General features: G+C 67.6%; 20 protein-coding genes. 11 read left to right on the top strand and 9 right to left on the bottom strand.

The genetic code is table 11. The annotated features are described in order from the left end of the window. Positions 1-50: 50 nt before the first annotated feature. The 6 genes from U5798_RS08705 (at position 51) to U5798_RS08730 (ending at position 6708) form a co-directional block, all read left to right on the top strand. Positions 51-1271, top strand: coding sequence for a CoA transferase (locus tag U5798_RS08705; protein ID WP_322081806.1), 1221 nt, complete (start codon positions 51-53; stop codon positions 1269-1271). Next, positions 1268-2068 carry an enoyl-CoA hydratase/isomerase family protein gene (locus U5798_RS08710; RefSeq protein WP_322081807.1) on the top strand — a complete coding sequence of 267 codons (801 nt, stop codon included), beginning with the start codon at positions 1268-1270 and terminating at the stop codon, positions 2066-2068. Before U5798_RS08705 ends, U5798_RS08710 begins: the two co-directional genes overlap by 4 nt. An 85-nt stretch (positions 2069-2153) precedes the next feature. After that, positions 2154-3206, top strand: a complete 1053-nt coding sequence (locus U5798_RS08715) for a porin (RefSeq protein ID WP_322081808.1) — start codon at positions 2154-2156, stop codon at positions 3204-3206. Positions 3207-3216: 10 nt separating this feature from the next. After that, a complete protein-coding gene (locus U5798_RS08720; protein WP_322081809.1) occupies positions 3217-4539 on the top strand; it encodes an MFS transporter in 1323 nt (440 codons plus the stop codon). 38 nt (positions 4540-4577) lie between these two features. Beyond that, positions 4578-5732, top strand: coding sequence for an acyl-CoA dehydrogenase (locus tag U5798_RS08725; RefSeq protein ID WP_322081810.1), 1155 nt, complete (start codon positions 4578-4580; stop codon positions 5730-5732). Positions 5733-5769: 37 nt separating this feature from the next. After that, a complete protein-coding gene (locus tag U5798_RS08730) occupies positions 5770-6708 on the top strand; it encodes an alpha/beta hydrolase (RefSeq protein ID WP_322081811.1) in 939 nt (312 codons plus the stop codon). Positions 6709-6766: 58 nt separating this feature from the next. Here U5798_RS08730 and prpF read toward each other — a convergent pair whose 3' ends face one another. The 4 genes from prpF to prpB form a co-directional block, all read right to left on the bottom strand. After that, positions 6767-7957: a 2-methylaconitate cis-trans isomerase PrpF gene (gene prpF, locus U5798_RS08735; RefSeq protein ID WP_322081812.1), complete on the bottom strand. Its 1191-nt coding sequence runs from the start codon at positions 7955-7957 to the stop codon at positions 6767-6769. A gap of 26 nt (positions 7958-7983) precedes the next feature. Further along, a complete protein-coding gene (gene acnD, locus U5798_RS08740; RefSeq protein WP_322081813.1) occupies positions 7984-10578 on the bottom strand; it encodes a Fe/S-dependent 2-methylisocitrate dehydratase AcnD in 2595 nt (864 codons plus the stop codon). Positions 10579-10660: 82 nt separating this feature from the next. Further along, positions 10661-11833 (bottom strand): 2-methylcitrate synthase, encoded by a 1173-nt coding sequence (gene prpC, locus U5798_RS08745; RefSeq protein WP_124450931.1) that lies wholly within the window; start codon positions 11831-11833, stop codon positions 10661-10663. 39 nt (positions 11834-11872) lie between these two features. Beyond that, positions 11873-12766 (bottom strand): methylisocitrate lyase, encoded by an 894-nt coding sequence (gene prpB, locus U5798_RS08750; RefSeq protein ID WP_006480320.1) that lies wholly within the window; start codon positions 12764-12766, stop codon positions 11873-11875. 170 nt (positions 12767-12936) lie between these two features. Here prpB and prpR point away from each other — a divergent pair, with 170 nt between their 5' ends. After that, entirely contained in the window at positions 12937-14919 is a 1983-nt protein-coding gene (prpR, locus tag U5798_RS08755; protein WP_322081814.1) for a propionate catabolism operon regulatory protein PrpR, read from the top strand. 21 nt (positions 14920-14940) lie between these two features. Here prpR and U5798_RS08760 read toward each other — a convergent pair whose 3' ends face one another. Further along, the gene (locus tag U5798_RS08760) at positions 14941-15600 is read right to left on the bottom strand and encodes a CGNR zinc finger domain-containing protein (RefSeq protein ID WP_322081891.1); all 660 of its coding nucleotides are present in this window, start codon (positions 15598-15600) and stop codon (positions 14941-14943) included. Between the two features lie 99 nt (positions 15601-15699). On the opposite strand from U5798_RS08760, the gene U5798_RS08765 reads away from it, so the two are divergent. Next, entirely contained in the window at positions 15700-15825 is a 126-nt protein-coding gene (locus U5798_RS08765; RefSeq protein ID WP_260434874.1) for a hypothetical protein, read from the top strand. Between the two features lie 29 nt (positions 15826-15854). After that, positions 15855-16238 (top strand): VOC family protein, encoded by a 384-nt coding sequence (locus tag U5798_RS08770; RefSeq protein WP_124450927.1) that lies wholly within the window; start codon positions 15855-15857, stop codon positions 16236-16238. Between the two features lie 89 nt (positions 16239-16327). Here the strand turns inward: U5798_RS08770 and U5798_RS08775 are convergent, their stop codons facing one another. Continuing rightward, on the bottom strand, positions 16328-17176 hold the full coding sequence (locus tag U5798_RS08775) for an ureidoglycolate lyase (protein WP_124450925.1): 849 nt from the start codon (positions 17174-17176) through the stop codon (positions 16328-16330). A 663-nt stretch (positions 17177-17839) separates the two neighbouring features. On the opposite strand from U5798_RS08775, the gene U5798_RS08780 reads away from it, so the two are divergent. Next, positions 17840-18661, top strand: coding sequence for an IclR family transcriptional regulator (locus tag U5798_RS08780; RefSeq protein ID WP_124450923.1), 822 nt, complete (start codon positions 17840-17842; stop codon positions 18659-18661). Between the two features lie 177 nt (positions 18662-18838). Beyond that, positions 18839-19390 (top strand): hypothetical protein, encoded by a 552-nt coding sequence (locus U5798_RS08785; protein ID WP_124450921.1) that lies wholly within the window; start codon positions 18839-18841, stop codon positions 19388-19390. Between the two features lie 643 nt (positions 19391-20033). On the opposite strand, the gene U5798_RS08790 is transcribed toward U5798_RS08785, so the two are convergent. From U5798_RS08790 to U5798_RS08800, 3 genes are all read right to left on the bottom strand, one after another. Further along, complete coding sequence (locus U5798_RS08790; RefSeq protein ID WP_322081815.1) at positions 20034-22391, bottom strand: GNAT family N-acetyltransferase; 2358 nt, start codon at positions 22389-22391, stop codon at positions 20034-20036. A gap of 572 nt (positions 22392-22963) precedes the next feature. Continuing rightward, entirely contained in the window at positions 22964-23266 is a 303-nt protein-coding gene (locus U5798_RS08795; RefSeq protein ID WP_322081816.1) for an H-NS histone family protein, read from the bottom strand. A 103-nt stretch (positions 23267-23369) separates the two neighbouring features. After that, entirely contained in the window at positions 23370-23642 is a 273-nt protein-coding gene (locus tag U5798_RS08800) for a hypothetical protein (RefSeq protein WP_282508284.1), read from the bottom strand. Between the last annotated feature and the right edge of the window lie 34 nt (positions 23643-23676).

The raw sequence follows: 23676 nt of genomic DNA on the forward strand, positions 1-23676 counted from the left end.
TGCGTGCCGGCCTGCCGGCGCATCGAATCCACATCGAAGGAGACATCGTCATGACCAGCAGTAACGAAGGCGCGCTCGCAGGCGTGCGTGTGGTGGACCTGAGCCGCGTCTATGCGGGACCGTTCTGCGCACAAACCCTCGCCGACCACGGCGCGGACGTCATCAAGATCGAACCGCCGCAGGGCGACGAAACGCGCGACTGGGGGCCCGCGATGCCGAACGGCCTGTCCAGCTACTACTGGGGGCTCAACCGCAACAAGCGCAATCTCGCGCTCGACCTGTCGCATCCCGACGGACGCGGCGTGCTGTTCCGTCTGCTCGAAACAGCCGACGTGCTGATCGACAACTTCAAGCAGGGCACGCTCGAACGCTGGGGCATGGGCTACGAAGACTGCCTGCGCGAACGCTTCCCGCGCCTCGTCCACTGCTCGATCTCCGGATACGGCACCGACGGCCCGCTCGCGCGGTTTCCGGGCTACGACGCCGTCGCGCAGGGCCTCGCCGGCTTCATGTCGATCAACGGCGAGCCGGGCGGCGTGCCGCTCAAGGTGCCGTTTCCTGTCGTCGATTTCGCGGCCGGCCTGAGTGCCGTGTCGAGCGTCCTGCTGGCGCTGGTCGAACGAACGCGCTCCGGTCTCGGGCAGCATGTCGACATCGACCTGTTCAGCACCGCGCTGTCGATGCTGCATCCGGTCAGTACGAGCTGGATGGCGACCGGCGAGGTGCCCGTCGCGACGGGCAACGTCTATGCCGCGATCGCGCCGTACGGCGTCTATCCGTGCAAGGACAAGCCGGTCGCAACGGGCGCCGGCAACAACCGCACGTTCGCAAGGATGGTCGAAGCGCTCGGCGTGCCCGAGCTCGCCCGCGATCCGCGTTTCGCGACCAACGCGCAGCGCGTCGCGCACCGCGATGCGCTCGACGCGCTGATCGGGCAGTTGACCGGCGAGTTGCCCGCCGACGAGGTCGTAGATCGACTGATGCGCGCCGGCGTCGCGACGGGGCCGGTCAACACCATCGCCGATGGTTTCAACCATCCGCAGGCGGCCCGCAACGCGATGTTCATCAAGAGCGACACGTATACCGGCGCGGGCGTTCCGGCCAAACTGTCGCGCACGCCCGGCTCGATACGCCGGCCGCCCCAGTCGTTCGCCGCCGATACTGACGCCGTGCTCGACGCGCTCGGCATCGACGCGGCGCGCCGGGATGCGCTGCGGCTGGCAGGCGTGCTCCACGACACGCGCGCCGACGCCACCGGGAGCACGTCATGAGCGCATCCGGCTCGTTTTCCTCGCTGACGGGCGACGACGCGCCGTCGATCCTGCGCAACGACGACGACGGCATCGCATGGCTGACGATCCATCGTCCACATGTCGCCAATGCGCTGTCCGCCGAAGCGATCCGGCGCCTGTGCGACGAACTCGTCACGCTCGACGACAACCCGACGATCCGCGTCATCGTGATCCGCGGCGCGGGCGAACGCGCGTTCAGCGCGGGCGTCGATCTCGGCGATCCCGAGATACGCGGGATGCAGCCGATGCGCGGGCTCGCCCGCAACGTGCACGAGCTGATCCTCGAACTGCGCAAGCCGACGATCGCGGCAATCAACGGCCACGCCATCGGCGGCGGATGCGAAATCGCGCTCGCGTGCGACCTGCGGATCGCGGCCGATCACGCGACCTTCGCGCTGCCCGAAGCGCGGGTCGGGATGGGTGCGAACTTCGCGAGCGTACTGCTGCCGCGCATGCTGCCGCGCGCGATCGCGATGGAGCTGCTGTTCACGGGCCGCCGCTTCGATGCCGAAGAAGCGCAGCGGGTCGGCTTGCTGAACCGCGTCGTCCCCGGCGCCGCACTCGACGACACCGTGCGCGAACTGGCGCAGACGATCGCCGCGAACGCGCCGCTCACGATCCGCCGCATCAAGGAAACCGCGACGCGCAGCCAAGGGCTGCCGGTGGCCGCTGCGCTGCGGCTGGACGTCGGCCCCGACGTCTATGCGAGCGAGGACCGGATCGAAGGTGCCCGCGCGTTTCTCGAGAAGCGCAAGCCGGTATTCAAGGGGCGCTGAACCCGACACGGCACGGCGGCACCACGCGCGCAACCGCTCCCAGAACGCGGGCGTGCAAAAAAAGACATAGAACGGAGACACCTTCATGCAACGGAAAGCACTCCTGATCGGAGCGTGCGTGCTGTGCGCCACGTCGGCACACGCGTCGTCGGTCACGCTGTACGGGATCGTCGACAGCTACGTCGAATTCGATCGCATCGGCAGCCTGTCGAGCATGCGGCAAAGCGGCGGCGGCTCGTCGACGAGCCGCCTCGGACTGACAGGCGTCGAGGATCTCGGCGGCGGCACCTCGACGAAGTTCGTGCTGGAAAGCGGCTTCTCGCCGGCCGACGGATCGTTCCAGGGCGGCACGCTGTTCTACCGGCAGGCCTACGTGTCGCTGCAGAACACGCGCTACGGCGACCTCCGGCTCGGCCGGCAATACACGCCCGCGTTCTACGTCGTCTATGACGGCGATCCGTTCGGGCTCAACGAACGGCTGTCGCCGCTTGCGCTGCTCGCGACGTCGACGGACACGATCACGAGCAACACGACGCCGCCGATTCCGCGCTTCAACCAGGCGGCGTCGTATCTGAGCCCCGACTGGAACGGCCTGCGCGTGATGGCCACGTACGGCTTTCCGACGCCGAACGCGCTGTCGACGCAGGCCGGGCGCAACTACGGCGCCGGGCTCCAGTACCGGATCGGCGGGCTCTACCTCGGCGCCGGCTTCCAGGGCGACACGTCGGCCGGCACCCTGGCGCCCGTCGTCTCGCCGTCGACGACGCGACACTACGTGTTCGCAGCCAACTACGCGTTCGCGCGCGTCAAGCTGTACGCCGCGTTCCTGTACGGCGTCGGAACGGCGCCGCACCTGCCCGCGTTCTCGACCGCGAGCGCCGGCGCATCGATCAACGTCGGCACGCTCGATCGCCTGCTCGTCTCGGTCGTGCGCCGCGACGTGAAAGGCTCGGCGAACGACGCGACCGCGCTCGGCGCCGGCTACGACCATCCGCTGTCGAAGCGCACGTCGCTCTACGCGCGCTATCTGTACATGAAGAACGGCGGCGCCGCCCGCAACACGGTCGTGGTCGGCCTGCAGCCGCAACCGGGCGGCACCGAGCAGGTGTTCGCGCTCGGCATCGTCCACCGCTTCTGACGGAGTATCCATGACCCCGACCCTTTCCACTCACGCGGCCGCCATCGACGAGCGCGCGACGCAGGCGCTCTACCGGCGGATCTCTCGCCGGCTGCTGCCGTTCCTGATCCTCTGCTACACGCTGTCGTTCATCGACCGGATCAACATCGGATTCGCGCACGCGCAGATGGCGGCCGAACTGCACTTCTCCGACGCCGTCTACGGGCTCGGCGCGGGCATCTTCTTCATCGGCTACATGGCGTTCGAGATTCCGAGCAACGCGCTGCTTGCACGGATCGGCGCACGCAGGACGATCGCCCGGATCATGGTGCTATGGGGGCTCGGCTCGGCCGCGACGATGTTCGTCACGACGCCCGCGCAGTTCTACGCGTGCCGCTTCCTGCTCGGCGTGTTCGAGGCCGGCTTCTTCCCCGGCATCCTGTTCTATCTCGGCGCGTGGTATCCGCCGCGGCAACGCGCGAAGGCGTTCGCGCTGTTCATGACCGCGCTGTACCTCGCGGGGCTGATCGCCGGCCCCGTGTCGGGCGCCATCCTCTCGTACTTCGACGGCGCCGCCGGCCTGAGCGGCTGGCAATGGCTGTTCGTCGTCGAAGGGCTGCCGAGCAGCGTACTCGGCCTCGTTGCGCTGCGTTTTCTCGACGACCGGCCGGACGACGCACGCTGGCTGTCGGATACCGACAAGGCCGCGCTGCGCGCCGCGCACGCGCAGGCTGAAGCCGGCACGCCGAACGCAAACGCGGCGCGGTCGGTGCTCGCGCACCGCGACTTCTGGCTGCTGTGCGCGGCCAATTTCGCGATCGCGGCCGCCGGCTACGCGCTCGTGTTCTGGATGCCCGTGATCCTGCATCGCGGCGGGTTGCATGGCGCGATGCAGATCGGGCTGCTGTCCGCGCTGCCGTACCTGTGCGGCATCGTCGGCATGCTCGCGATGGGCTGGCGCACCGAGCGCCGGCGCGAGTGGCGCGGGCACGGTGCAGTCGCGATGTTCGCGTGCGCGGTGACGCTCGCCGGGCTGGCGAGCGTCGGCGGCACATCGCACCTGATGATCGCGCTCTGCATCGCGGTCGCCACGCACGCCGCGTCGTTGCCCGCTTTCTGGGTGCTGCCGGGGCTCGCGCTGCCGAAGCGTTCGATGGCGGTCGCGATCGCGGCGATCACGATGTCCGGCGCGATCGGCGGGTTCGCGAGCCCGTTCCTGATGGGCGTGCTCAACACGGCCACCGGGTCGATGCGCGGCGGGCTCTATTTCAACGCCGCGCTGCTCGCGGCCGGCGCCATCGCGCTGCTCGGCACGCTACGGGCCAGGGCATCGGCTCCCGTGCATGCCGGCTGATGGCATCCGCCTCTCCTACCTCACACTCATCGACTCCCATGAATTTCGACCTTGAACTCGAACACCGGATGATCCGCGATCTCGTCGCACGTTTCGTGAAGGACGAGCTGATTCCGCTCGAAGCCGCGGTGATGGCGCGCGAGGCCGACGGCCAGCGCTTCGGGCTGCTCGACGATGAACGCGCGCACCTCGACGAGCGTTCCCGGCAACTCGGCCTGTGGGGCCTCGACGCACCGCTCGACGCCGGCGGCTCGGACCTGCCGGCCGTCGCGATGGTCGGCGTGAACGAAGCGATCGGCACGACCGTGACGCCGTACATCCTGCCGCCCGATTCACCGAACCTGCGGATGCTGTGCGAAGTGGCCGACGACGCGCAACGCGCGCGCTATCTCGAACCGTACGCACGCGGCGCCACGCGCGCCGCGATGGCGATCTCCGAGCCGGGTGCCGGCTCGGATCCGGGTGCGCTGTCGACGACGGCCGTGCGCGACGGCGACAGCTGGGTGCTGAACGGACGGAAGATCTGGATCAGCCACGCGCCCGAGGCCGACTGGACGATCGTGATGGCGCTCACCGATCGAAGCAAGGGCAAGCGCGGCGGCATGACGGCGTTCATCGTCGATCGCGACACGCCGGGCTTCGTCATCGAACGGCGGATCCCGATGATCGGCGGGCTGTCGACCTACGAAATCGTGCTGGAGGACTGTCGCCTCCCCGCCGCGCAGTTGCTGGGCGCGGAAGGCGCCGGCTTCGCGCCGATGCAGGCGCGGCTCGCGAACCGGCGGCTGGAGATGGCCGCATGGTGCATCGGCCGCGCCGAGCGCGCGGTCGCGATGCTGTGCGACCATGCGAAACAGCGCAAGACTTTCGACGTGCCGCTCGCGGAGCGCCAGGCGGTCCAGTGGTGGGTCGCCGACGCGCTCACGCAGATCCACGCGTGCCGCCTCATGACCTACGAAGCGGCTGCGCGCGTGGATGCCGGACAGGATGCTCGCACGCAGATCTCGATGGTCAAGGTGTTCGCCACCGAAATGGCATCGAGCGTCATCGACCATGCGATGCAGACGCTCGGCGCGATGGGCATGACGAAGGAAATGCCGTTGCAGCAGATGGCCAGCGAGGCGCGGTTGATGCGCATCTTCGAAGGCCCGACCGAGGTGCACCGTTGGGTCATCGCGCGCAGCGCACTCTGACCACGGCGCGCCCCCACCTTCACGATGGAGCTACGCGTTGGACACCCTGCACCTCGTCGATCCCGAAATCCGCCCGCTGCTCGAGACCTGGCCGACCGTCACCCTCGGCATCGACAACCTTGCGCAGTCGCGCGAACGCGTGCTGCCGCTGCCGCCGCCCGACCTTGCCGGCAGCACGCGCGAACGCCGCACGGTGCCCGGTCCGGCCGGCGCGCCGGACGTCCCGGTGCTCGTCTACCTGCCCGACGATCACGCGCGCCCGCTCCCGGCAATCGTCCACATGCACGGCGGCGGCTTCGTGCGTGGCAAGGCGAAGGATCTCGAAGCGGTTCATCGATCACTCGTGACGCAGCTCGGCTGCGCGCTGTTCTCGATCGACTACCGGCTCGCGCCGGAAACCGTGTTTCCCGGCGCGATCGAGGATTGCTACGCGGCGCTCGCATGGGTCTTCCGCGATGCCGACGCGCTCGGCATCGACGCATCGCGCATCGGCGTGGCAGGCGAAAGTGCGGGCGGCGGGCTCGCCGCCGCGCTGGCGCTGCTGGCCCGCGACCGCGGCGAGTACCGGCTCGCGTTCCAGCATCTGGTCTATCCGATGCTCGACGATCGCACCTGCACGCGCCCGCCGCATCCGCATGCCGGCGAATTCGTCTGGCATGCAGCCAACAACCGGTTCGGCTGGACCTCGTTGCTCGGTCACGCGCCGGGCATCGACGGCGTGTCGCCGTACGCGGCCGCTGCACGCGCCACGCGGCTCGACGGCCTGCCGCCCACGTTCCTGTCGGTCGGCTCGCTCGACCTGTTCGTCGACGAAAATCTCGACTACGCGCAGCGCCTGCTCCGCGCGGGCGTACCGACCGAGCTGCACGTGCTGCCCGGCGGCGTACACGGCTTCGACATCGTGCCCGGTGCGCGCGTATCCGAAACGGCACGCCGCCTGAGCCACGACGCGCTGCGCCGCTTCCTGCACGGCTGACGAAAACGACGCGGGCGGCCGAAGCCGCCCGCATCGCCATCGCCGTAACCGGCAACGATCAGAACGCATCCCCCGGCACCCGCACCCAGCCTTCCATCAGCACGCGCGCGCTGCGGCTCATGATCGCCTTCGTGACGGTCCACTCGCCGTTCTCGCGTTGCGCTTCCGCGCCGACGCGCAGCGTGCCCGACGGATGGCCGAAGCGCACCGCGTTGCGTTCGCCGCCACCGGCCGCCAGATTGACGAGCGTGCCGGGGATCGCCGCGGCCGTGCCGATCGCCACCGCCGCCGTGCCCATCATCGCGTGATGCAGCTTGCCCATCGACATCGCGCGCACCAGCAGGTCGACGTCGGCCGCGTTCACGCGCTTGCCGCTCGACGCGACATAGTCGGCCGGCTTCGCGACGAACGCGATCTTCGGCGTGTGCTGCCGCGTCGCGATTTCGTCGAGCGTATCGATCAGGCCCATGCGCAGCGCGCCGTGCGCGCGGATCGTCTCGAACTTCTCGAGCGCCTTCGCATCGCCGTTGATCGCGTCCTGCAGCTCCGTGCCCGTGTAGCCGATCGCTTCCGCCTCGACGAAGATCGTCGGGATGCCCGCGTTGATCATCGTCGCCTTCAGCGTGCCGACGCCCGGCACCGCGAGATCGTCGACGAGGTTGCCGGTCGGGAACATCGAGCCGCCCGCGCCTTCTTCCTCGGCGGCCGGGTCCATGAACTCGAGCTGCACCTCGGCGGCCGGGAACGTGACGCCGTCCAGCTCGAAGTCGCCCGTCTCCTGCACCGCGCCGTTTACGATCGGCACGTGGGCAATGATCGTCTTGCCGATGTTCGCCTGCCAGATCCGCACGGTCGCGACGCCGTCACGCGGCACGCGCGCCGGATCGACGAGCCCGCCGCTGATCGCGAACGGGCCGACGGCCGCCGACAGGTTGCCGCAGTTGCCGGTCCAGTCGACGAACGCGCGGTCGATCGCGACCTGCCCGAACAGGTAGTCGACGTCGTGCCCGGGCCGCGTGCTCTTTGACACGATCACCGTCTTGCTGGTGGACGACGTCGCGCCACCCATCCCGTCGATCTGCTTGCCGTACGGATCGGGGCTGCCGATCACGCGCAGCAGCAGCGCGTCGCGCGCGGCGCCCGGCGCCTGCGCGGCATCCGGCAGGTCCTGCAGCCGGAAGAACACGCCCTTGCTGGTGCCGCCGCGCATATAGGTCGCGGGAATCCTGATTTGAGGAATGTGAGCCATGTTTGCGTTATCCCTGTGTGCGTCGGTCACGCCGCCTGCGACGATTCGAGGAAGTCCTGCGCGAAACGCTGCAGCACGCCGCCCGCTTCGTAGATCGACACTTCCTCGGCCGTATCGAGCCGGCACGTCATCGGCACTTCGACGCGCTCGCCGTTCTTGCGGTGAATCACGAGCGTCAGGTCGGCGCGCGGCGTGCGCTCGCCGATCACGTCGAAGGTCTCGGTGCCGTCGATGCCGAGCGTCGTCCGGTTCGTGCCGGGCTTGAACTCGAGCGGCAGCACGCCCATCCCGATCAGGTTCGTGCGATGGATCCGCTCGAAGCCTTCGGCGGCGATCGCCTCGACGCCCGCGAGCCGCACGCCCTTCGCGGCCCAGTCGCGCGACGAGCCCTGGCCGTAGTCGGCGCCGGCCACGACGATCAGCGGCTGCTTGCGATTCATGTACGTCTCGATCGCCTCCCACATCCGCATGACCTTGCCTTCCGGCTCGACCCGCGCAAGCGAGCCCTTCTTCACCGCGCCGTCGACGACCGCCATCTCGTTGATCAGCGTCGGGTTCGCGAAGGTCGCGCGCTGCGCGGTCAGGTGGTCTCCCCGGTGCGTCGCGTACGAGTTGAAGTCTTCTTCCGGCAGGCCCATCTTCGCGAGGTATTCGCCGGCCGCGCTATCCAGCAGGATCGCGTTCGACGGCGACAGGTGGTCGGTCGTGATGTTGTCGCCGAGCACCGCGAGCGGGCGCATGCCCTTCAGCGTGCGCTCGCCGGCCAGCGCGCCTTCCCAATACGGCGGACGGCGGATGTACGTGCTCTGTGCGCGCCAGTCGTACAGCGGCGCCGCGCGCTCGCCCGCATCGGCGCTGCGCGCGAACATCGGCTCGTAGACCTTGCGGAACTGCTCGGGCTTCACGCTCGACGCGACGATCGCGTCGATCTCCTCGTCGGTCGGCCAGATGTCCTTCAGCGTGACGGGCTGGCCGTCCTGGTCGTGGCCCAGTACATCCTTCTCGATGTCGAAACGGATCGTGCCGGCGATCGCATACGCGACGACGAGCGGCGGCGACGCGAGAAACGCCTGCTTCGCATACGGGTGGATGCGGCCGTCGAAGTTGCGGTTGCCGGACAGCACGGCCGTCGCGTACAGGTCGCGATCGACGATCTCCTGCTGGATCTTCGGGTCGAGCGCGCCCGACATCCCGTTGCAGGTCGTGCACGCGAACGCGACGATGCCGAAGCCGAGCTTCTCGAGTTCCGGCAGCAGGTTCGCTTCTTCGAGATACAGCTCGACCGCCTTCGAGCCCGGCGCGAGCGAACTCTTGACCCACGGCTTGCGCGTCAGGCCCTTCGCGTTCGCGTTGCGGGCGAGCAAGGCCGCAGCGATCACGTTGCGCGGGTTGCTGGTGTTCGTGCAGCTCGTGATCGCGGCGATGATCACCGCGCCGTCGGGCATCTCGCCCGGCGTCTCTTCCCACTGGCCGGCGATCCCGCGTGCGGCGAGATCGGACGTCGGCAGCCGCTTGTGCGGGTTCGACGGGCCGGCCATGTTGCGCACGACGCTCGACAGGTCGAACGTCAGCGTGCGTTCGTACTGCGCGTTGGCGAGCGTATCGGCCCACAGGCCGGCTGCCTTCGCATAGGTCTCGACGAGCTTCACCTGCTCGTCGCTGCGGCCGGTGAGGCGCAGGTAGTCGGTCGTCTGGCCGTCGATGAAGAACATCGCGGCCGTCGCGCCGTATTCGGGCGCCATGTTCGAGATCGTCGCGCGGTCGCCGAGCGTGAGGCTCGCCGCCCCTTCGCCGCGGAATTCCAGATACGCGCCGACCACCTTTTCCTTGCGCAGGAACTCGGTCAGCGCGAGCACGACGTCGGTCGCGGTGATGCCGGGCTGGCGCTTGCCGGTCAGCTCGACGCCGACGATGTCGGGCAGCCGCATCCACGACGCGCGGCCGAGCATCACGTTCTCGGCCTCCAGCCCGCCGACGCCGATCGCGATCACGCCAAGCGCGTCGACGTGCGGCGTGTGGCTGTCGGTGCCGACGCAGGTGTCCGGGTACGCGACGCCGTCCTGCGCCTGGATCACCGGCGACATTTTCTCGAGGTTGATCTGGTGCATGATGCCGTTGCCCGGCGGGATCACGTCGACGTTCTCGAACGCCTTCTTCGTCCACTCGATGAAGTGGAAGCGATCCTCGTTGCGGCGATCCTCGATCGCGCGGTTCTTCGCGAACGCGTCCGGATCGAAGCCGCCGCATTCGACGGCGAGCGAGTGATCGACGATCAGCTGCACGGGCACGACCGGGTTCACCTTCGCCGGGTCGCCGCCGCCGTCGGCGATCGCGTCGCGCAGGCCGGCGAGATCGACGAGCGCCGTCTGCCCGAGGATGTCGTGGCACACCACGCGCGCCGGGAACCACGGGAAGTCGCGTTCGCGCTTGCGCTCGATGATCTGCTTCAGCGAATCGGCAAGGATCGCCGGGTCGCAGCGGCGCACGAGGTTTTCGGCGAGCACGCGCGACGTGTACGGCAGCGTGTCGTAGGCGCCGGGTGCGATCGCGTCGACCGCGGCACGCGCGTCGAAATAGTCCAGCGACGTGCCGGGCAGGGGTTTGCGGTTGGCGGTATTCATGATGTGGGGCGGAATTCGGGGTATGACGTTCCGCGCGCGCCGGCGGCCCGCATCACGGGTGCCGGCGCGTGCGGCGGGCGTTTCAGCGCTTCTCGATCGGCACGAACTGCAGGTCTTCCGGGCCCGTGTAGTTCGCGCTCGGGCGGATGATCTTGTTGTCGACGCGTTGCTCGATGATGTGCGCGCTCCAGCCCGACGTGCGCGAGATCACGAACAGCGGCGTGAACATCGCGGTCGGCACGCCCATCATGTGATACGACACCGCGCTGAACCAGTCGAGGTTCGGGAACATCTTCTTCGCGTCCCACATCACCGATTCGAGGCGCTCGGCGATGTTGTACAGCTTCAGGTCGCCCGCTTCCTTCGACAGCTTGTGCGCGACGCCCTTGATCACCTTGTTGCGCGGATCGGAGATCGTGTAGACCGGGTGGCCGAAGCCGATCACGACTTCCTTGTTCTCGACGCGGCGGCGGATGTCGGCTTCGGCATCGTCCGGCGAGCTGTAGCGGCTCTGGATTTCATAGGCGACTTCGTTCGCGCCGCCGTGCTTCGGCCCGCGCAGCGCACCGATCGCGCCGGTGATCGCCGAGTAGATGTCCGAGCCCGTGCCCGCGATCACGCGGCCCGTGAACGTCGATGCGTTGAATTCGTGCTCCGCGTACAGGATCAGCGACGTGTGCATCGCCTCGACCCACGACTTCGACGGCGTCTTGCCGTGCAGCAGGTGCAGGAAGTGGCCGCCGATCGAGTCGTCGTCGGTTTCCGTCTCGATGCGCTTGCCGTTGTGCGAGAAGTGATACCAGTACAGCAGCATCGAGCCGAGCGACGCCATCAGGCGGTCGGCGATGTCGCGCGCGCCCGGCAGGTTGTGGTCGTCCTTCTCCGGCAGCACGGTGCCGAGCACCGACACGCCGGTACGCATTACGTCCATCGGGTGAGCCGACGCCGGGATCTGCTCGAGCGCGGCCTTCAGCGCGCTCGGCAGGCCGCGCAGTGCGCGCAGCTTGGTCTTGTACGCGGCCAGTTCGGTCAGGTTCGGCAGCGTGCCGTGCACGAGCAGATGCGCGATTTCCTCGAATTCGCACGATTCGGCGACGTCGAGAATGTCGTAGCCGCGGTAGTGCAGGTCGTTGCCGGTCTTGCCGACCGTGCACAGCGCCGTGTTGCCGGCCGTCACGCCCGACAGCGCCACCGATTTCTTCGGCTTGAATGCGCCTGCGGCGGCCGGTGCTGCTGCGTCTTTCGTCTCGCTCATGTTTCCTTTCTCCAATGGGTATCGGGGGTGCGGGCCGCGTTACTTCTTGCCCTGCGCGAACAGCTCGTCGAGCTTGCGCTCGTATTCGTGATAGCCGAGGAAGTCGTACAGCTCGGCGCGCGTCTGCATCGTCGGCACGGCCGCCTTCTGCGTGCCGTCGCGGCGCAGCGTCTCGTAGAAGTTCAGCGCAGCCTTGTTCATCGCGCGATACGCGCCGCAGCAGTACAGCGCGATGTCGACGTTCGCCTCGCGCAGTTCGTCGACCGTAAACAGCGGCGTGGAGCCGAATTCGGTCAGGTTCGCGAGGATCGGCACCTTCACGGCAGCCTTGAAACGGCGGTAGTCGTCGAGCGTCTTCATCGCTTCCGGGAAGATCATGTCGGCGCCGGCTTCGACGTAGGCCACCGCGCGTTCGATCGCCGAGTCGATCCCTTCCGCGGCGGCTGCGTCGGTGCGCGCCATGATCACGAACTGGTCGTCGGTACGCGCATCGACCGCGGCCTTCACGCGATCGACCATTTCGTCGATCGGCACGACTTCCTTGCCCGGACGGTGGCCGCAGCGCTTCTGGCCGACCTGGTCCTCGAGGTGCACGGCCGCGACGCCGGCGTTGATGAACGAGCGGACCGTGCGCGCGATGTTGAACGCGCCGCCCCAGCCCGTGTCGATGTCGACCAGCAGCGGCAGGTCGGTCGCGTTGGTGATCCGCGTCGCGTCGATCAGCACGTCTTCCATCGTGCTGATGCCGAGGTCGGGGATCCCGAGCGAGTTCGCGGCGACGCCCCCGCCCGACAGGTACACGGCCTTGAAGCCGACGGCCTGCGCCATCTTGGCCGCGTACGCGGTGATCGCGCCGACCACCTGCAGCGGCTGTTCCGCCGCGACTGCCGCGCGGAATTTCGCGCCGGCGCTCTGAAGATGCGTATTGCTCATGAACGGCCTCCTGATGGAATGCCCGATAACAGCAAGGACCGGGCCAGCTCGCGAAACGTCGCTAACCCACTGATTCTTAAGCAACCGGCACACGCGACGCAGCGCCCAGACATTTCAATTCAGCAATTTCGTGTTTCAAAAATGAAATCGCACGCGCATAATCGATCGTCATGGACCTCTCCTCGACCAAGCCCGTCGGCCCGGCCGATCGCACGGTGCGCCCGCGCATCTGGGCGATGGGCATCAGCCGCCTGCGCGACCTGTTTCGCGAGATCGCAGGCGAATTCGACGAACGCGCCGACGTGCGCATCGTCACGCGCGCCTATGAAGATGCGCTGAGCGCGATCGCCGAGGCCGGCGCCGCGCGGCCCGACGTGATCGTCGCGGCCGGCTCGAACGGCGGCTTCCTGAAAACGCGTGCGCAGGTGCCGGTGGTGGTCGTGTCGCCGACCGGCTTCGACGTGATGCAGGCGCTTGCGCGCGCCCGGCGCGACGCGTCGCGGATCGCGCTCGTCAGCGCCGGGGAAACGCCGCCCGAAGTGCGCCGCTTCGTCGCCGCGTACGGCCTCGACGTGCAGTTTGCGTCATATCAGTCGGCACAGGAAGCGGAAGCCTGCGTGCACGACCTGCACGATCGCGGCATCGAAACGATCGTCGGCCCGGGCCTCGTCACCGATCTCGCGGCGAGTGCCGGCATGGGCGCGGTATTCCTGTATTCGCACGCATCGGTGCGCAAGGCCGTCGAGACCGCGCTCGAAGTCGCGTATGCGACGCACGCCGAGGCATTCCGCCGCCAGCGGCTCGACACGCTGCTGCAGCACCTGCGCGACGGCGTCGTCGCGCTCGATGCGCACGGCCGCGTCGAGGCGATCAACGAGCGGCTCGCGTCGGCGCTCGGGGTCGAACCTGCGGCGGCCGTCGGCCGCGCGCTCGTCGACTTGCGCCCCGAGCTGCGCACGCTGCGCGGCGAGGACGGCGACGCGCTCGCGACCGTACGCGGCGTGCGCTACGTCGTGCATCGCGGGCCGCTCGTCGATCGCGGCGTGACGTCGGGCAGCGTGCTGACGTTCCAGGAATCGCGGGCGGTCGAGCGGCTCGATCGCGCGTTGCGGTCGCAGCCGACCACGCAGCAGTTCGCCGCGCGCTACGCGCTCGACGACGTGGTCGGCGCGTCGGCGCCGATGGCGCGCGTGCGTGACCTCGTGCGCCGCTACGCGAAATCCGATGCGACCGTGCTCGTGCTCGGCGAAAGCGGCACCGGCAAGGAAATGATCGCGCAGAGCCTGCACGCGCTGTCCGCGCGGCGCAGCTACCCGTTCGTCGCGGTCAACTGCGGCGCGTTTCCGGAGGCGCTGCTCGAGAGCGAACTGTTCGGCTACGAGGAAGGCGCGTTCACCGGCGCGCGGCGCGGCGGCAAGACCGGCCTGTTCGAGGCCGCGCACCGCGGCACGCTGTTTCTCGACGAAATCGGCGAGATGCCGCCATCGCTGCAGAGCCGGCTGCTGCGCGTGCTGCAGGAGCGCGAGGTGATCCGCCTCGGCTCGACCGAGCCGATCCGCATCGACGTGCGCGTGATCGCCGCGACACACCGGCCGCTGCTCGCGGCCGTCGAGGCCGGCACGTTCCGCGCGGATCTCTATTACCGGCTCAACATCCTGAACGTCGGCCTGCCGCCGCTGCGGGAGCGCGCGGCCGACATTCCCGCGCTCGCGGCGACGCTGCTCGTGCAGGCTGCGCGGCGCGAGCCGCGGCTCGCCGAACGCCTGCGCGATGCCGGCGATGCCGCGCGTGTGCTCGGCACGACGCAGGCCACACTCGCGCGCTACCGGTGGCCCGGCAACGTGCGCGAGCTGCAGAACGTGATCGAGCGGATCGCGGTGGAACTCGCCGAGGAAGCCGATGAAAACGATCCCGCCGCCGCGTGCGCCGCGCTCGATCCCGACGCGCTGCAGGCGATCGCGCCCGAGCTGTTCGCCGCGCCGCCCGACGCGGCCGATACCGACGACGCGCAGACGCTGCACGCGCGCCGCCGCCGCGCGGAAGCCGACGAGATCCGCGCGGTGCTCGACGCATGCGGCGGCGACCGCGACCGTGCGTGCGCGATGCTCGGCATCAGCAAGACGACGCTGTGGCGGAAGCTGTCGGCGAAATAGGCCCGGCGCGCGGCCGGCCCGTCAGTCGGCCTTGTGATAGTGGCGGTACGCCTTCGCGCGATTGCCGCACGACGACATCGAGCACCAGCGGCGGCTGCCGTTCTTGCTGTCGTCGACGAACAGCCACTGGCATGCATCGTTCGCGCAGCGCTTGACCTTCGCGAGCCGCGCGCCGCCGAGCAGGTCGACCGCCGACCACAGCACCGGGCTCAGCAGCCCCGCGAGCGTGGCGCGTGACGCATCGATCCGCCACGCATAGCCGCCGTCGATGCGCGCCAGCGCGACGCGCGGCGACGCTTCCGCCAGAAAACCGCTCAACAGCGCGAGATCGTCGGCCTGCGGCTCGCGTTGCTCGGCCTGCGCATGAAAGAGCCGGTACAGCGCCTCGCGCAACGCGAGCGAGCGCGCCAGCATCGCCGGCTCGTCGCCCTTTTCTTTCCATTTCTCCTTGTCGGGCACGCGACATGCATCGGCCAGTGCGGCCGGTACGCCCGCCTGATCGCGGCACCAGGCCAGCAGGTCGTCCATCGTGCCGAAGGTTTCCGTTGGCGGGTCGCTGCCGCGCCAATACAGCGTATTCGCGAAATCGAGGCTCAACGTTTCGGACGGCGCGGGAATCAGATAGTCCGTCGTGACGGAAGGTTGCGTTTTGCTCATGACGCGATCGTATCTAACCACCATGCCGGTTGACAAGCGCCCGAGCGATTTCTAACATAACCTGCATGCTGGTTAAAAACAGGTTTGCCGCACTGACGCCCCTTTCAATCCAAGGAGACACAGATGAGCGATCGCTTTTCGTTCAGGGTTATCCACACCGCCGCCGGCCGCACGTACGACGACAGCACGCTCGGCGCGCTTCGCTACAAGCGGCTGGCATGGTGCCTGCAAGCAGGCTTGCCGCACTGACGTCCCCCTCTCGGTTCAAGGAGCTACAGATGATCGACCATCTTTCGTTCGGCGTTGCCCACATCGACCGCAGCCGCACCTTCTACGACAGCGCGCTCGGCGCACTCGGCTACAAGCGTCTATATAGCGACGACGGCGCCGTCGGGTACGGCACGACCGAGCCCCAGCTGTGGTTGGAGCACGCGGCTCGGCCCGTCGTCGCCGATCCCGATTCCGGATTGCACCTGTCGTTCAAGGCTGCTTCGCCGGTCGAGGTCGACGCGTTCTACCGCGCCGCGCTCGAGCACGGCGGCAAGGACAACGGCGGGCCCGGCAAGCGCGAACACTACGGCCCCGGCTATTACGCGGCGTTCGTCGTCGATCCCGACGGGTATCGGCTGGAAGCGCATTGCGAGCTCGACAACGTCGTGTGACGCCGCTGCATATATCGCGTACCAATGCCGAGGGCCCGATTCCGTGCGATGCGGAATCGGGCCCTCGGTTTTAGCGCGCAAGCGACCGGTTATTGCGCGCCGCGCGTGTGCTGCAATTGCTCGCCGAGCCCTTCGATCCCGAGGCGCACCGTCTGGCCGGCCTTCAGGAACACCGGCGACGGCTTGATGCCCATGCCGACGCCCGGCGGCGTGCCGGTCGTGATCACGTCGCCCGGCTGCAGCGTCATGCAGGTCGACAGATACGCGATCAACTGCGCGACGGTAAACACCATCGTGCGCGTGTTGCCGTTCTGATAACGGTGGCCGTCGACTTCGAGCCACAGGTCGAGACGCTGCGGATCGGGCACTTCGTCGCGCGTGACGAGCCACGGACCGATCGGGCCGAACGTGTCGAAACCCTTGCCCTTGTCCCACTGGCCGCCGCGCTCGATCTGCCATTCGCGCTCGGACACGTCGTTGACGACGCAATAGCCCGCAACGTAATCGAGCGCGTTCGCTTCGGCGACGTCCTTGCACGTTGCACCGATCACGACGCCCAGCTCGACTTCCCAGTCGGTCTTGACCGAACCCTTCGGGATGTCGATGCCGTCGTTCGGGCCACAGATCGAGCTCGTCCACTTGCCGAACACGACCGGCTCCTTCGGGACCGGCATGCCGGCTTCGGCCGCGTGATCGGCATAGTTCAGGCCAATGCCGATGAACTTGCCGACGTGCCCGACGCACGCGCCGATGCGCGGCTCGCCGGAAACGAGCGGCAGCGTGGCCGGATCGATCGCGCGCAGCCGCGCGAGACCGGCGTCGGACAGCGCATCGCCGGCCAGATCCGGCACGTGCGCGGACAGGTCGCGAATCCGGCCGTCCGCGTCGAGAATACCGGGCTTTTCCTGGCCGGACGGGCCATAGCGAAGCAGTTTCATCGTGCTCACCTCTGTTGTCGAATGGGACAGGATAGCGGCCGACGCGACCTTTCGCGGCCGCGCGCCGGACTGATTGTCGATCGTCGATAGCGCGCGTCGGCACCGCATCCGGCAGGCGGTTCGACGCGCGAGGGTCGCGCGGGCGCAGCGATCGCGGCGCCGCACGAACAGTATGGCGCGCATCGAACGGGCGGCCGCCGGTCTGCGCATCGGCGACGACGGCCCGGCACCCGCGACGCGTGCCGGCCCATGCCGGCCGGCTTCACGCGCGACCGCGCCGTCGTTGGCCCGCCAGCCTTTGTACCATCGGCCGCGCGCCGTGAAATGGCCCGCGACGGATACCGACTATTGGTGCACCTGCAGACGTTGCGGCGCAGCATTGGATGCGCATACATCGACCGACCGGTCGGGATTGCCGGTATCGCCTGCCATCAGACCATGAATACTGGATATTCGGGGTGGCCCTGTCATCGAGAACGTTTGCCAATCCGTTCTTGTCCGGTAATGATCGGTAAAAAGACGCTGCATTGCACACTGTATGTTTATTGCTAAGCTCGTACGAATGGCTTTCATCGCCATACGCGGGCCCACCCTATGCGCGTGCAGAACTGGCCAGCGTGCGTCGCCAGCCGATCGACGGTAATCCCCAACCTCACACCGACAATGCAGACAACCAACGACCCGCTTCCCGGCTGCGACGCACGGGAATCGATGGCCGCTATCGACCGCTATCGCGCCCCCGCGCTCGACAAGGGACTCGACATTCTCGAGCTCCTGGCCGAGCAGAAAGAAGGACTCACCCGCACTGAAATCACGAAGGAGCTCGGCCGCAACGCGAGCGAGATCTACCGGATGCTCGAACGCCTCGTCGCACGCCGCTACGTGATGCGCTCGACCGGCGGCGATCGCTACACGCTCAGCCTCAAGCTGTTCGCGCTTGCGCACCGGCACCCGCCGATGAGCCGGCTGATTGCCGAAGCGCTGCCGCCGATGCAGCGCTTCGCCGATGCAGCCGAACAGTCGTGCCACCTGTCCGTCTACGATCGCGGCAACCTGCTCGTGATCGCCCAGGTCGACGGGCCCGGCCCGTGGGGCGTGTCGGTCCGGCTCGGCTCGCGCGTCGGGCTCGCCGATACGGCGTCGGGACGCGTGATGCTGGCGTTCCAGGGCCCCGAGCAGCGTGCGCACATGCTGACCGAGCATCGCAAGGTCAAGGGCGAGGCGCCGCTGAACGAGCAGGAACTCGCGTATGCGTGCCAGTCCATCCGGCAGGATGGCTACCTGCGCCAGGACAGCCGCCAGGCCTATGGCGTGACCGACCTGACCGCACCGATCCTCGGGCCGTCCGGCCATGCGATCGCGGTGCTGACCTGCCCGTACATGCGCCGGATCGATGCACACGCGGCGCCTCCCGTCGACCTCGTCGTCGAAGGGCTGCGCGACACGGCCGCCCATCTGTCGATGGGCCGCACCGAGATCTGCTGACCCGCGGATTTCTCCACGAAACACACCGGGCGCGGCGCGGCAGCGCCGGCCCCCGGTTGCGCGCGACGCCCGTGCGGTACGCGATATGCGGTGTCATATCGTGCGCCCGCGGCGCTACGCTAAAATAGCGGCCCTCTCAAAAACTACGACGGTCGGTTGTCGCGGCCGTCGTGTCCGATGGATGTCATGGCCAAACTTCTGAACGATCAAGAATTCCAGCGTTTCTCCGAACTTCAGCAGAAGCAGGCAAGCTTCACGATCACGCCCGACGAAGCGGACGAGCTGCGCGATATCGTCGCGCGCGCGCAGCAGAAGCGCGACGATCGTGCTGCCGCAATGCAGACGATTGAAAACTACATCGAGCAGTTCGACATCACGCCTGACGAACTCTTCTCGCCCGAACAGATCGGCGACGCGGCCCGCACCTACGGGCTCATCACGGCGACCAAGAAGGAGCGCACGCTGCCGCCGTCGATCACGTTCAACGGCAAGCCGTACCAATGGACCAAGACGCTTCCGGACGACGTGCGCGGCGCGCTGTTCGAAGCATTCACGGCCGGCGAGTCGATCAAGCGCTTCATCGCGATGCCGAAAGACACCGCACGCTGTGCGCTGACGATCGCCCGCCTCGAGCGCGAAACCGGCGCCGTCTATGCCGATCCGCACCTCGACGAACTCGCGATTTCGCGCGATCAGGTGAACGACGCGGCGTCGAAACTCGCCGCGTAAATGTGGCATCGGGCACGGTTCATGCGTGCCCGAACCCTCGCGCGACGCCCGCATTGGCTGGTGCCGCGCTCGCGGGAGCGGTCCATCAGCCTGCTCCCGAAAAATCTCACCTCAGCTTCCCGCAAGCACTCACCGACACCTCCCGAACAAGCTCACCCAACGCTCCCGAAGACGCTCACCAACGGCTCCCGAATGTCCTCACCGGATGCTCCCGCAAGCGCTCACCGATACGTCCTGGAAAGGCTCACCAGCGGCTCCCGCAGGGGCTCACCGGCCACTCCCGGGAAGGCTCACCGAATGCTCCCGTATCGGCTCACCACGCGTTCCCGGAAACGCTCACTTACCGCTCCCGAAAAATCTCACCTTTGCGATCGATCCGAATCGGCGAGGCCGGAATGCGGTGCTCGAAACGCTTGAACACATCGCGTGAAATGACCACGCGGGGCGGGTAACGCGGTGCTCGGCAAGCGCCTTCAGATGCTGTCCGGATCGGCGTGACAAACTGGTTCGACAGGTTCAGGTGCAGCCTGCGAAAGCCTGCGCAAATAATTTGCATTCCTGAGTGACTACGTGCGTTACCGGTGAATAAATGGAGACAGCCACCTGCAGACGATGCCTCCTCGCTTCGCGCAGCCGACAGCCGCTACGGCTGCAACTTCATCCTGAAGCCCACGACGCCAGGCTCCTCCGTGCTCGACACCGCAAAGCCGCACGACTTCGCGAGCGAGATCATCGCCGAATTCTCGCGCAGCGCCTCGCCGATCATCCAGGCAGTGCCGCGCGAGCGCGCGTAGTCGATGATGCGGGCCATCATCAGCCTGCCGAGCCCCTTGCCCTTCTGATCGGGGCGTACCGCGATCGCGAACTCCGCCGTCTCGTTGTCGGGATCGGCGACCGCGCGCGCCACCGCGAGCGTATGGTCGCGCCCCGACACATCGGTGAACGACACGATGAAAGCCATCTCACGGTCGTAATCGATCTGCGTCATGCGCGCCACCTGCGAGTGATCGAAGCTGCGCACCGCGCCGAAGAAACGCATCCGCAGATCGTCCGGCGTCATCGCGGCGAGCAGTTCATTGTGCGCGGCCTCGTCTTCCGGACGGATCGGGCGGATCGTCACCGTCTCGCCGCGCCACTCGAGCGTCTGTTCGAGGTGCCGCGGATACGGCATGATCGCGAGCCGGCTGCGCCCCGTGGCCAGCGTGATGCGCGGTGCGATCATGCGCGCGCCGCCGGACAGCACGCGCAGCGTGACCGACAGCGCGACAACTTCGCGCACGTCGCAGACGACCTGTGACAACGCCGTCAATGCGTCGAGCGTCGGCTCGACGGGCGTGCTGCGCGCATACGGCGAGCGCTCCATCACCGCGCGGGCAAGCACGGTGTTCAGCGGCGGCAGGCCGTAGACGACGAATGGCGCCGAGACGCCGTCCGCGGGCGGCACGGCATAGCGAAACACCGGACCGAAGTTCGAATCGTCGTACATGTCGACCGTGACATCGACAACCTTCTTGCCGGCCGGCTCGGCAGCCTGCTCGCCCTGCAGGCCGAAATGGGACAGCCACCGCAGCGCGGCATCGCCGGCCAGCTCGTGCTGGCCGGCTTCGACCATGCGGCGCGCTTCCGCCTGCGCGGAAGCGACGCACTCGGCCGGCTGCGGCGGCGCGCCTTCGGGCGTCTGCATCAGCAGTTGCCGCCCGAGGTTGTAGTCGACGAGACGCGCATACGCGCGTGCGAGCCGCTGCGGTGTCGTATGCACGGGAATGCCGTTCGCATGCAGCGCATCGCGCGTCGCGGCGTCGACGGCACCGAAGAAACACGCGAGGATGCCGCGATGCGCGTACTGCCGCGAGTCGATCAGCGTACGCGCAACCGAATCGGCCGGTGCACTGTGGGACGTCGAATGGACGACGAACAGCGTGCCCGTTTGCGGGAACGGCGCAAGCGCCTTGATCGCCGCGGCAAAGTGCTCGGGGCGTGCGTCGTCACCCAGCGTCAGCGGATTGCCGGGCGCCGCGAGATGCGGCAGCGCGGCCGACACGGCCGACGTTGCCGCCGGCGACCAGTCGGCCAGCACGTCGCGCACTTCGGCGACCGCATCGACCGCGAGTTTCGCGACACCCGCATCGCTGGTGACGAGCGTCGCCGCGCCGCGCGCAGTCACGCGGCCGACGCCGAGCGTCTCGATCTCGTCGAGCAGATCGTCGAGCGCATCGACACGCACCATGCCCGCGCGCTGGAATGCCGCCGTATAGAGTGCGTCGCCGGGATCGGCGCGCCCGGTGCGCAACGCGAGGACCGGCTTGTTGCGTGCGGCCGCACGCGCGGCCGACATGAACTTGCGCGCGGCCCGCACGGTATCGAGTTCGAGCAGGATCGCGCGCGTGCCGGGATCGCTCGCCAGATAGTCGAGCACGTCGCCGGCGTCGACGTCGGATTCGCTGCCGAGCGCGACGACATGCGAAAAGCCGAGGCCGCGCGCATCGGCCCAGCCGAGCACCGCGTTCGTCAGCGCATTCGATTGCGACACCCACGCGACGCCGCCCGATCGCGCCGTATAGGCCGGCGCACCGAAATGCGCATGCCGTGCGGGCGACAACACGCCGAGGCTGCCGGGCCCGACGATACGGAGCACGAACGGCTTCGCCGCCTTCAACGTACGATCGACGGCGGCGCGATCGGCATCCGTGCGCGCCTCGCCGACGATCACCGCGACGCGCGTGCCGAGCTCCCCGAGCTTGCGCACGATGCCGGCCCAGGTCGCGGGCGGCGTGCAGATCACGGCAACCGACGGCGGCGCGGGCAGCCGGTCGACGTCCGGCACGACCGCATGCCCGTCCAGCTCGCGATACTTCGGATTGACGGGCCACACGGGCCCCTGGAACGCGCCGTCGAGCACGCGCGACCACACCATCGCGCCGATACTGCCCGCACGCGATGACGCGCCGACGACTGCAACGGACTTGGGCTGGAACAACGCATCGAGATGGCGAACGGTCACATCGGCTCCCTGCGGTGACGAAAGACGACACGATCGGCATGCGGCCCGAGAGACCGGGTGCCGATCGACGCGAATCCCAAGCATAGGCGAAGCGCATGCGACTGCCTATATGCCGAACGGCTGACTGTTCGACGAGCGTCAACGCTTGCACCATGGACCTGCAACACACGCGGCGACGCATCGCCGCACGACGCAGGCAACGCGGCACGACGCTGCGTCCGCTTCCTCAAAGGTGAGGATTTACAGGAGCCATGGTGAGACTCTTCGGGATTTGCACGACGCAGCACGCGAACACGCGAAAGGTGATGGGAATCCACGGCACGCATGCACCGCGAAAATCGCGATTGCCCATGCGCATGCGCTGCGCAATTGCACGGCTGTTTACGGGAATTCGCCGCGATATGCGGCCGGATCGCGGCGAATTCGCAAAACGGGATCCGTTAATTGCGCAGCATTGCGCATCCCTTCACCGGGGAAAATCGCTCGGCGACTGCACGAAAACAAAACGGTGCGATGACCGTAGGGTCATTCGCACCGTCAGTCGGCACACGAAAGGTGAGGATTTTCGGGAGTCAGTCCTTGATCAGGAAACGTGCGCGGTTCTTGCCGAGCCAGGTCGGCGCCCGTCCGCGGCCGCTCCACGTTTCGCCGGTCTTCGGGTTCAGGTACTTCGGCGGCAACGACCGCTTCGCCTTCGCGGTGGTAGCAACGGCGGCCCCGATCGGACGAAAACCGAGCTCCTCGGGCGTAATGTCGTATTCCTCGATTTTCGCGCGGATTTCGGCAATCGCGTCGGCAATCGCCTTTTCACGTTCCTTGTCGATCTTTTGCTGAAGCCGTTCGAGCTGTGCGGACAGTTGCCTGTAGGTCGCCATATGGATGGGACTCCGTGAGTGTTATTCGTGAAAAATAGGTAACACCAAGCAAATGGAAAAGCGCTGCGCCCGATCGTGGTTTCCTCAGCCGGTCATTTCGGGATCAATAACCGCTTTTCTTCTTGCATGCGAAGAGAAGATTTCGTACGGCGTCATCGGTCGATTGCTGGATCACTTCGAAATCCCCGTTGCACATCGCTCGGGCATTGTCCGTGCAATTGCTCCAGTCGCTGCCGGTGCATTGCACCTGCGTCGTCGGGCGCCCGTCCGAAGTGAACAGCGGCGCGCTGCCGCCACACCCGCCAAGCCCCGCCACCAGAGCCAACAATGCAGCCGCCCGAGACCGCCGACAGACCGACGCAAGCATGTGTTTCATTGTTCTTCCCGTCAACCTTTTTTTGAATGTCGCG

This window comes from Burkholderia sp. BCC1972, assembly GCF_905339605.1.
Classification (GTDB): Bacteria; Pseudomonadota; Gammaproteobacteria; order Burkholderiales; family Burkholderiaceae; genus Burkholderia.

Coding starts and splice junctions, on each gene's coding strand:
- U5798_RS08705 (WP_322081806.1), top strand. CDS start 51: ATGACCAGCAGTAACGAAGGCGCGCTCGCAGGCGTGCGTGTGGTGGAC.
- U5798_RS08710 (WP_322081807.1), top strand. CDS start 1,268: ATGAGCGCATCCGGCTCGTTTTCCTCGCTGACGGGCGACGACGCGCCG.
- U5798_RS08715 (WP_322081808.1), top strand. CDS start 2,154: ATGCAACGGAAAGCACTCCTGATCGGAGCGTGCGTGCTGTGCGCCACG.
- U5798_RS08720 (WP_322081809.1), top strand. CDS start 3,217: ATGACCCCGACCCTTTCCACTCACGCGGCCGCCATCGACGAGCGCGCG.
- U5798_RS08725 (WP_322081810.1), top strand. CDS start 4,578: ATGAATTTCGACCTTGAACTCGAACACCGGATGATCCGCGATCTCGTC.
- prpF (WP_322081812.1), bottom strand. CDS start 7,957: ATGGCTCACATTCCTCAAATCAGGATTCCCGCGACCTATATGCGCGGC.
- acnD (WP_322081813.1), bottom strand. CDS start 10,578: ATGAATACCGCCAACCGCAAACCCCTGCCCGGCACGTCGCTGGACTAT.
- prpC (WP_124450931.1), bottom strand. CDS start 11,833: ATGAGCGAGACGAAAGACGCAGCAGCACCGGCCGCCGCAGGCGCATTC.
- prpB (WP_006480320.1), bottom strand. CDS start 12,766: ATGAGCAATACGCATCTTCAGAGCGCCGGCGCGAAATTCCGCGCGGCA.
- prpR (WP_322081814.1), top strand. CDS start 12,937: ATGGACCTCTCCTCGACCAAGCCCGTCGGCCCGGCCGATCGCACGGTG.
- U5798_RS08760 (WP_322081891.1), bottom strand. CDS start 15,600: ATGGTGGTTAGATACGATCGCGTCATGAGCAAAACGCAACCTTCCGTC.
- U5798_RS08765 (WP_260434874.1), top strand. CDS start 15,700: ATGAGCGATCGCTTTTCGTTCAGGGTTATCCACACCGCCGCCGGCCGC.
- U5798_RS08770 (WP_124450927.1), top strand. CDS start 15,855: ATGATCGACCATCTTTCGTTCGGCGTTGCCCACATCGACCGCAGCCGC.
- U5798_RS08775 (WP_124450925.1), bottom strand. CDS start 17,176: ATGAAACTGCTTCGCTATGGCCCGTCCGGCCAGGAAAAGCCCGGTATT.
- U5798_RS08780 (WP_124450923.1), top strand. CDS start 17,840: ATGCAGACAACCAACGACCCGCTTCCCGGCTGCGACGCACGGGAATCG.
- U5798_RS08785 (WP_124450921.1), top strand. CDS start 18,839: ATGGATGTCATGGCCAAACTTCTGAACGATCAAGAATTCCAGCGTTTC.
- U5798_RS08795 (WP_322081816.1), bottom strand. CDS start 23,266: ATGGCGACCTACAGGCAACTGTCCGCACAGCTCGAACGGCTTCAGCAA.
- U5798_RS08800 (WP_282508284.1), bottom strand. CDS start 23,642: ATGAAACACATGCTTGCGTCGGTCTGTCGGCGGTCTCGGGCGGCTGCA.